Origin of the sequence: Methylorubrum podarium (assembly GCF_022179745.1) — a bacterium.
Taxonomy (GTDB): Bacteria; Pseudomonadota; Alphaproteobacteria; order Rhizobiales; family Beijerinckiaceae; genus Methylobacterium; species Methylobacterium podarium.
On sequence record NZ_BPRD01000362.1, the window covers coordinates 1 to 8,286 of the forward strand.

The window sequence follows — 8,286 nt, forward strand, 5'->3', positions numbered from 1 at the left end:
CGCCCAGCACGATGTCCGTGCCGGCACCGGTGGTGACCGTGTCGGAGCCGGCCCCGCCGAGGACGAGGTTGGCACCGTCGCCCGCCTCGATCCGGTCGTCGCCGCCGCTGGTCGGGTCGGTGGTCTCGGCGAGCGTCACCCGGCCGAGGCCGTCGAAGGTGACGTGACCGCCGTCACCGAAGGCGACGTCGTCGTCGCTGTCGTCCTTGCCGGCGTCGATCACGTCGCCGCCCAGGCCGCCGATGATGAGATCGGCGCCCGCGCCGGTCTGGATCGTGTCGCGCGCCCCGCCCGACGGATCGCTCTTGGCCTCAAGGCGGATTCCACCTGCGAAGGTCACGAAGCCGTTGTCGCCCAGCACGATGTCCGTGCCGGCACCGGTGGTGACCGTGTCGGAGCCGGCGCCGCCGATGACGAGGTTGTCGCCGCCGCCGACCTCGATGCTGTCGTCGCCCCCGCTGGTCGGATCGGTGCTCTGGGCGAGCGTCACCCGACCCTGCTCGTCGAAGGTGACGTGGCCGTTGTCGCCGAAGACGATGTCGTCGTCGCTGTCGTCCTTGCCGGCATCGATGGTGTCGCCGCCCAGGCCGCCGATCACGAGATCGGCCCCGTCACCGGTGACGATGGTGTCGCGCGCGCCGCCCGACAGGTCGCTCATGGCTTCCAGGCGGATCCCGCCCGCGAAGGTCACGAAGCCGTTGTCGCCCAGCACGATGTCCGCGCCGGTGCCGGTGGTGATGGTGTCGGAGCCCGAGCCGCCGAGGATCAGGTTGGCGCCCGCGCCGGCCTGGATCTCGTCGTCGCCGCCGAGCGTCGGATCGACGGTCTCGGCGAGCGTGACGCGGCCCTGAGCGTCGAAGGTGATGTGGGCGTTGTCGCCGAAGACGATGTCGTCGTCGCTGTCGAGTTTGCCCGCATCGATCGTGTCGCCGCCGAGGCCGCCGAGGATGAGGTCGGCCCCCGCTCCGGTGCTGATCGTGTCGCGACCGCCGCCGCCGACCCGCTCGCTGAGAGCCTCCCGGCGGACGCCGTCCACGAAGTCGACGGCGCCGTTGTCGCCGAACACGAGGTCGGCGCCGATGCCGGTGGTGATGGCGTCGCTGCCCGAGCCGCCGAGCACGACGTTGTCGCCGTCGCCCGCGCGGATCGTGTCGTCGCCCGCCACGCTCTCGTTCTTGGTCGAGACGCGCACCAGCTTGCCCTGCGCGAAAGTCGCCGTGCCGTCGTCGCCGAGGATGATGTCGAGGCCGGCTCCCGTGGTGATGTCGTCGGCGCCGACGCCGCCGAAGACCACGTTGTCGCCCTCGCCCGCCGCGATGGTGTCGCCGCCGCCGAAGCTGGATTCCATCGTCTCGACGGAGACGAGGACGCCGTCCGCGAACACGGCGCCGCCGTTGTCGCCGAGGATCACGTCCGCGCCCGAGCCGGTGCGGATCGCGTCCGCGCCGACGCCGCCGATGACAACGCTGCCGCCGTCGCCGAGGGTGATCTCGTCCCGCGCGCCGGCCGTGGCGGCGGTGGTCGCCACCCGGAGCACCCGGCCCTGCGCGTCGAAGGTCGCCTGGCCGTTGTCGCCGAGCACCGTGCCGCGGCCGTTGCCGGCGGCGATGGCGTCGCCGCCCGAGCCGCCGAGGATCACGGCGACGCCGTCGCCCACGGTGATCGTGTCGTCCCCGCCAACCTTGTCGTCGGTGGTCTCGACGAGGATCGGCAGGCCGGCGGCGGTGAACCGGGCATGGCCGGCATCGCCGATGATGACGTTGGTGGCCGTGCCGACCTTCACGCCGTCCTTGATGCCGGCGCTGATCGTGTCCGCGCCCGCACCGCCGATCGCGGTGTTGCGGCCGCTGCCGACGGCGATCGTGTCGCGGTCGCCGACCTCGGGGCTATTGCTGGTGATCTCGACGATGATGCCGGCCTCGAAATCGGCCTGACCGCTGTCGCCGAGCACGACGTTGTCGCCGTTGCCGATCGTGATGGCGTCGCGGCCCGTCCCGCCGAGCACGACGTTGTCGCCGTCGCCGATGGTGATGGTGTCGTCGCCGCCGATCTCGGTGTCGATCGACAGCGCGCGCCGGATCCGGCCGTCGGCGTCGAAGGTGACGATGCCGTTGTCGCCCAGGACCACCGCGCCCCTGTCGGCGCCCTTGATCGTGTCGCCGCCCGCGCCGCCGAGCACGACGTTGCTGCCGGCACCGAAGGTGATGGTGTCGGCCCCGCCGATGGCGGTCGCCGTGGTGGCGATGCGCGCGAGCACGCTCGTGGTCACCGCGCCCGTTACGGCCACGGTGAAGTCGGCCTCGCCGCTGTCGCCGAGGATGACGTGGTTGCCCGCGCCGGTGGTGATCGCGTCGCCGCCCGCGCCGCCGATGATCCGGGACTCGCCGTCCTCGGCGGTGATGGTGTCGGCACCGCCGATCTCGGGCGTGATCGACTCGATGCGCTGGGCGCGGCCGTTGCGGAACACCGCCTTGCCGCTGTCGCCCAGGATGACGTGGTTGCCGGCGCCGACTTTGATCGTGTCGGCACCCGCGCCGCCGATGATGGTGGTGTCGCCGCCGGTCGCCGTGATCGTGTCGTCGCCGCCCACATCGGTCGCGGTCGCGGTGATCGACGCGATCGCGCCGTCGGCGAAGAGGGCCGAGCCGCTGTCGCCGAGCACCACCTGCGTGCCGCGGCCGAGGGTGATGCGGTCGGCGCCCGCGCCGCCGATGACGGTGGCGTTGCCGTCCTTGGCCTCGATGACGTCGCCGCCGCCGATGCCCGGATCGATGCTCTCGACCGAGGCGAGCTTGCCCGCGGTGAAGACGGCCTTGCCGCTGTCGCCGAGGATCACGTGGTTGCCCGCGCCGACTTCGATCGTGTCGCCGCCGACGCCGCCGACGATGGTGGTGTCGCCCTCGCTCGCGGTGATCGTATCGGTGCCGCCGATCTCGGTCGCGACCGCGGTGATCGTCGCGATCTTGCCGTCCACGAAGGTGGCCGAGCCGCTGTCGCCAAGCACGACTTGGCTGCCCTTGCCCAGCGTGATCCGGTCGGCGCCCGCGCCGCCGATGGCGGTGATGTTGCCGTCCCTGGCGGTGATGACGTCGTCGCCGCCGATGCCCGCATCGAGGCTCTCGATCGTGACGAGGGTGCCGGCGTCGAACGCGGCCGTGCCGCTGTCGCCGAGGATCACGTGGTTGCCCGCGCCGACCTCGATCGTGTCGTCGCCGGCTCCGCCGATGATGGTGGTGTCGCCGTCGCTTGCCGTGATCGTGTCGTTGCCGCCGACACCGGTGGCGACGGAGGTGATCGCCGCGATCTTGCCGTCCGCGAAGGTCGCCGAGCCGCTGTCGCCGAGGACCACCTGCCGGCCCTTGCCGAGGGTGATCGTGTCGGCGCCCGCGCCGCCGATGACGGTGACGTTTCCGTCGCCGGTCACGATGCGGTCGTCGTCGCCGATCGCGGCCTCGTCGTCCGCGGTCTTGATGGAGACCAGGACCGGGACCGGAACCGTCACGCCGCCGACGGTGCGCGTACCGGGCACGAAGCGCGCCTCGCCGGTATCGCCCAGGATCACGTGGGTGCCGGTGCCGACGGTGATGCCGTCCTTGCCCGCGCCGCCGATGATGGTGGTGTCGCCGTCGCTCGCCGTGATCGTGTCGTCGCCGCCGGTCGCGCCGGTGGTGCTGCGCAGGCTCGCCAGCACGCTGCCCGCGAACACGGCCTCGCCGTTGTCGCCGAGGATGACGTGGTTGCCGGCCCCCGCCGTGATCGCGTCGGCGCCGAAGCCGCCGATGATCACGGTGTTTCCGTCGTTCGCGGTGATCGTGTCGCCGCCGCCGACGCCCGGATGGGTCGAGACCACCCGGGTGATGGCGTGGGTGCCGGTCAGGGCGATGCCGGCGGTCGCCGAGCCGTCCTGGTAGATCTGGCCGTGGTCGCCGACGATGACGTTGTCGCCGCCCTTGGCGTCGATCGTGTCGGTGCCCGCGGCCCGCGGCTGATCGACGAACGGATCGGCGATCGTGACGATGCGCTTCACGTCGTCGAGGTTGAAGCTCGAATCGCCGAGGATGACGTCGGCGCCCGCACCACCCGCGATCGAGTCGTTTCCGGTCCCGCCGGCGATGAGGTTGCGGCCGCTTCCGCCCTTGATCGTGTCGTTGCCCGCGCCGCCGTCGATGATGACGAGGCCGGTCGCGCCCGAGGCGTCGATGACGTCGTCGAGGCTGACGATGGAGGCGTCGGCATCGACCGTGCCCTCGTCGCGGAAGGCGATGGCACCGCCGGTCCGGACGCTGTCGGTGGCGCTGTAGCGGCTGCGGTCGGCGCTGGTGTCGCCGAACAGGGCGAGCGTGCCCGCCGACGCCTCGACGGTGATCCGGTCGGCACCGCCGCCGCCATGGATTGCCGTCAGGGTGTCGAGCGCCGTGCCCTTCACCGTGACTTTGTCGGCGCCCGAGCCGAGCAGAAGCTCGACCGAGGACATGTCGCGGTAGGTGACGCCGCCCTTGAACGTCACGTTGGTGGCGCTGCCGCTCGCCGACGTGTTGATGTCGTTCTGCGACATTCCGAAGCCGGAGATGTGGTCGGCGCTCACCACGCCGTCCACGCCCGCGGTGGTGGAGTCGTTGAAGAGCGAGACCTTGTCGAAGTCCTTCTTGGTCGGATCGGTGGCGATGTCGCGGGTGACCAGGCGGTTGCTCTCGCCGGGCAGGACGATCGCCGGGGTCAGGGAGCGGCTGTCGGGGCCGACGCCGCCGAGCAGGACCAGCGGCCCCTCGATGCGGCTGAGCTCGTGCGTCTGGCGCGAGAAGGTCTTGAGGTCCGAGGTCACCTTCGTGGCGTCGGGGTTGCTCAGCACCTTGACGCGCACGGCCCGGTCGAAGTTCGACGCGTCGAAGGTGATCGTGGCCGGGGTCGTGGCCGTCGCCCGGGTGAAGCGCGGGTCGGCGCTGTCCGTGAGGGTCTGGCCGTCGCCCGCCAGGGTGATCGTCACCGATCCGCGCGGCGCGGTCGTCAGAACCACGTCGTAGTAGGACGGCTGGCCCGGCGTCACGACGACGCCGCCCTCGGCCGGGGTCACCACGACGCCCGCCGTGTTGCCGTCCGTCACCTGGACGCGCACCACCGGAGCGCCGACGAGCGCCGCCTTGAAGAAGCCCTCGCCGCCCGCGCCGGCGATCTCGCTCTTCACGATGTGGGTGATCTCCGCGATGTAGCGGTTCTCGGGCGTGTCGTCGGCCGGCGACGACACGCGCACGGTCTGCGGCTGGTTCCAGTTGCCGGCGTTGAAGGTGAGGTACGCGAAGCCGTCCCCGTCGGTCGGCAGGACGTTGCCCGACGCGTCGGTGAAGACGAGCTGCGACAGCCGGTCCCGCGGCACGCTGAGGGTGACGGTGACCGTCTCGTTCGCCAGCGGCGGGTTGTTGAGGACGACGGTGTAGCCGTCCTGGTTCTGCGCCTGGGCGGCCCGGCCGCGGGTCATCTCGATGATCGAGGTGCTCCCGCCGCTCTCGACGATGATCAGGCCCGGCTTGTCGTTGTCGATGACCTTCACCAGCGTCGTGCGGACGTAGGTCGTGTTCACCTCGTCGTTGGAGCTGACGACCGAGTGGCCGATGGCCACGCTCTGCTCGCCCTCGGCGGCCGTGTCCGACTTGGCGCGGACGAGGACGGTCTGCTCCGGCGTCCAGACGTAGACGCCGTTCCTGAGGACGGTGGTGAAGCGGAGCGTCAGGGCATCCGACCACGTGATGCCGTCGAGCGAGACCTCGACCGTTCCGGCGTTCCCGGCCAGCGCCCGCATCTGCGCCGAGGATTGCGCCGCGGAGACAGTGAGCACCGCCCAGTCGTTCTGGCCGAGCGGGGTCCGCGTCGGGGCGGGCGGCGCGACCTTGTAGGAGCCGGTGCTGCTGCCCTCGGCGTTCGGCGTCGTGATCGCCGAATCCTCGCGCAGCGTCAGGCCGCCCCCGTCGCTGACGCTGCCGCGGTCCGCCGTGGCGACCGAGGCGGTGATGCCCGGCACGAACAGGCCGTCGTAGCGCGGATCGGTGCTCGCCGCGGTGTGGTTGATGACCGCCGAATTGCCCTTGGCATCGCGCGCCACGACCTCGCCGCTGACGTCGCCGGCAACGTTGAAGGTATCGCTGCCCGTCCCGCCGATCAGGGTGGTGACGACGCCCGGCGGCGTGGAGAGCACGTAGAACGTGTCGTCGCCCTCCAGGCCGTCGACCTCCACCGCCTGGATGTTGGTGAAGCGGATCGACAGGCCGGCACCGAAGATGCCGTCCTTGGTCACGACGAAGGTGTCGGCGAACTCGGTGCCGAGGGCGACGATCTTATTGAAGCCGGTGCCGCCGTCGATATCGAGCGGCGCGTTGATGTTGTACTCGATCCGGTCGTTGCCGGCGCCGGCATTGAGCTTGATCTTGTTGTCCTGCGGGTTCGAGCCGGACAGGGCGAAGGCGCGCACGATGAAGGTGTCGTCGCCGTCCTCGCCTTCGAGGCGCAGGTCCGCCTTGTTCGAGTAGACCTGGAAGGTGTCGTCGCCGGTGCCGCCGTAGATCAACGCCGGGATCGAGATGCCGCGGGAGAGGTGGCCGCCGAAGGACAGCGGCGTGGTCTCGAACACGTCCTCGCCGAGCAGGCCGTTGGCCGTGTCGCGCAGGCTCGCGAAGACCTGGCCGACCTGGAAGAAGTCGTTGCCCTCGCCGCCGTCGATGGTCATCAGCGCCGCGGTGTCGTCGAGCGCGAAGCGGTCGTCGCCCTTGCTGCCCTCGACGACGACGCGCCCGTTGACGCTCATGTCGTAGTTGATCCGCTCGACGACGGCGTCCGCCGGGTAGGTGCCGTCGGCGTTCGGGTGGAGGAGCGCCACGAAGTTGCGCCGCAGCAGGAACTGGTCCGCGGCATCCGTGCCGAGGATGGTCAGGGTGTCGACGCCGCGGTCCGGATTGCCGGAATCCGTGACGTTGATGCGGTAGGACGACGCGCCGTTCACCTGGATGCGGATCGTGTCCGTGTCCTGGCCGCCGTCGATGTCGAGGGTGTCGGTGCCCGTGCCGGTCTTGCTGGTGAGCGAGGGCAGGCGATCGACGTTGATCCGGTCGGCTCCGTCCTCGCCGAGCACCCGGGTCTGGCCGGCGATCTCGCTGACGGCGAGGTCGAGCGTGTCGTCGCCCGCACCGAGCTTGATCGTCGTCGCCGCCGCGCGGACCCGGCCGCGCAGGGCGAACTGGTCGCGCCCGCCGAGGCTGGTCAGCGCCAGCGTCGAGGTGGCGATGGTGGTGCCGAGCAGCGTCAGCGCGTTGTCGCCCGCGCCGAGATCGATGGCGACGCTGGCGCCCTTGATCGTCGCAGTCTTCACGGCGACGCCGCCGACCAGGGCCGCGTCGATGACGGTGTCGTCGCCGGTCCCGGCGGTCAGGGTGAACGCCCCCGTCCTCGCCTCGTGGCTGCCGGCGAGCGCGACGCGGTTCGCGCCGCCGCCGAGCGTGATCGTGATCGAGGCCGCCGAGAGTTCGATGGCGTCCGTGACCACGGCGCCCGCGAGGCGGTGGTCGGTCAGACGGTCGATGCCGGCCCCGCCGGTCAGGTAGAAGGCGTTGCCGATCGTGTACTTGCCGGCCAGGGTGGTCGTGTTGTCGCCGTCGCCGAGGGAGATCGCGAGCGATGCCGCCTCGATATCGGCCTTCGCCACCGTGCCGCTCACCGCGCGCAGGTCGGTCAGCGTGTCGTTGCCGCCCGCGGCCGTGATCGTCAGGGAATCGGAGACGCGATAGGTGCCGGTCAGAGTCAGCGCGTTGGTGCCGGCGCCGGCATCGACGCTCATCGACTTCGCCGTGTAGTTGCCCTGCAGATCGATGCTGTCGTCGCCCGAACCGGTGCGGATCGTGGTCGCCCCCGACGGGGTCGCGTAGTCGCCCGAGAGCCGCAGGGTGTTGTTGCCGTCGCCCAGATCGATCGAGAGCGAGCCGGCCCGGACGTCGGCCCGGCTCGTCACGCCGCCGGACGTGCGGACATCCAGCAGTGTATCGCTGCCCGACCCGCCGCGGATCGTGAAGGCATCCGTGATCCGGTAGGTGCCGGTCAGGGTGATGTCGTTCTGGCCGTCGCCCGCATCGATCTCCATCGAGCCGGCGGTGTAGCTGCCCTGGAGGTCGATGACGTCGCGGCCCGTGCCGGTGCGGATCGCGAGCGCGCCGCCCATCGTGTAGAGGCCCGCCGCCGTCAGGCTGTTGTCGCCCCCGGCTAGGTCGATCATCAGCGAGTCGAGCGTGTAGCGGCCGCCGAGCGTCA

Annotated in this window: 1 protein-coding gene; it reads right to left on the reverse strand. The window is 71.1% G+C overall.

Features of this window, described 5'->3' with window-relative positions; all coding sequences use genetic code 11:
- Nucleotides 1–8,286 (reverse strand): beta strand repeat-containing protein (locus tag MFF42_RS17745; protein ID WP_238256933.1); only part of this gene is annotated, 8,286 nt, incomplete at both ends.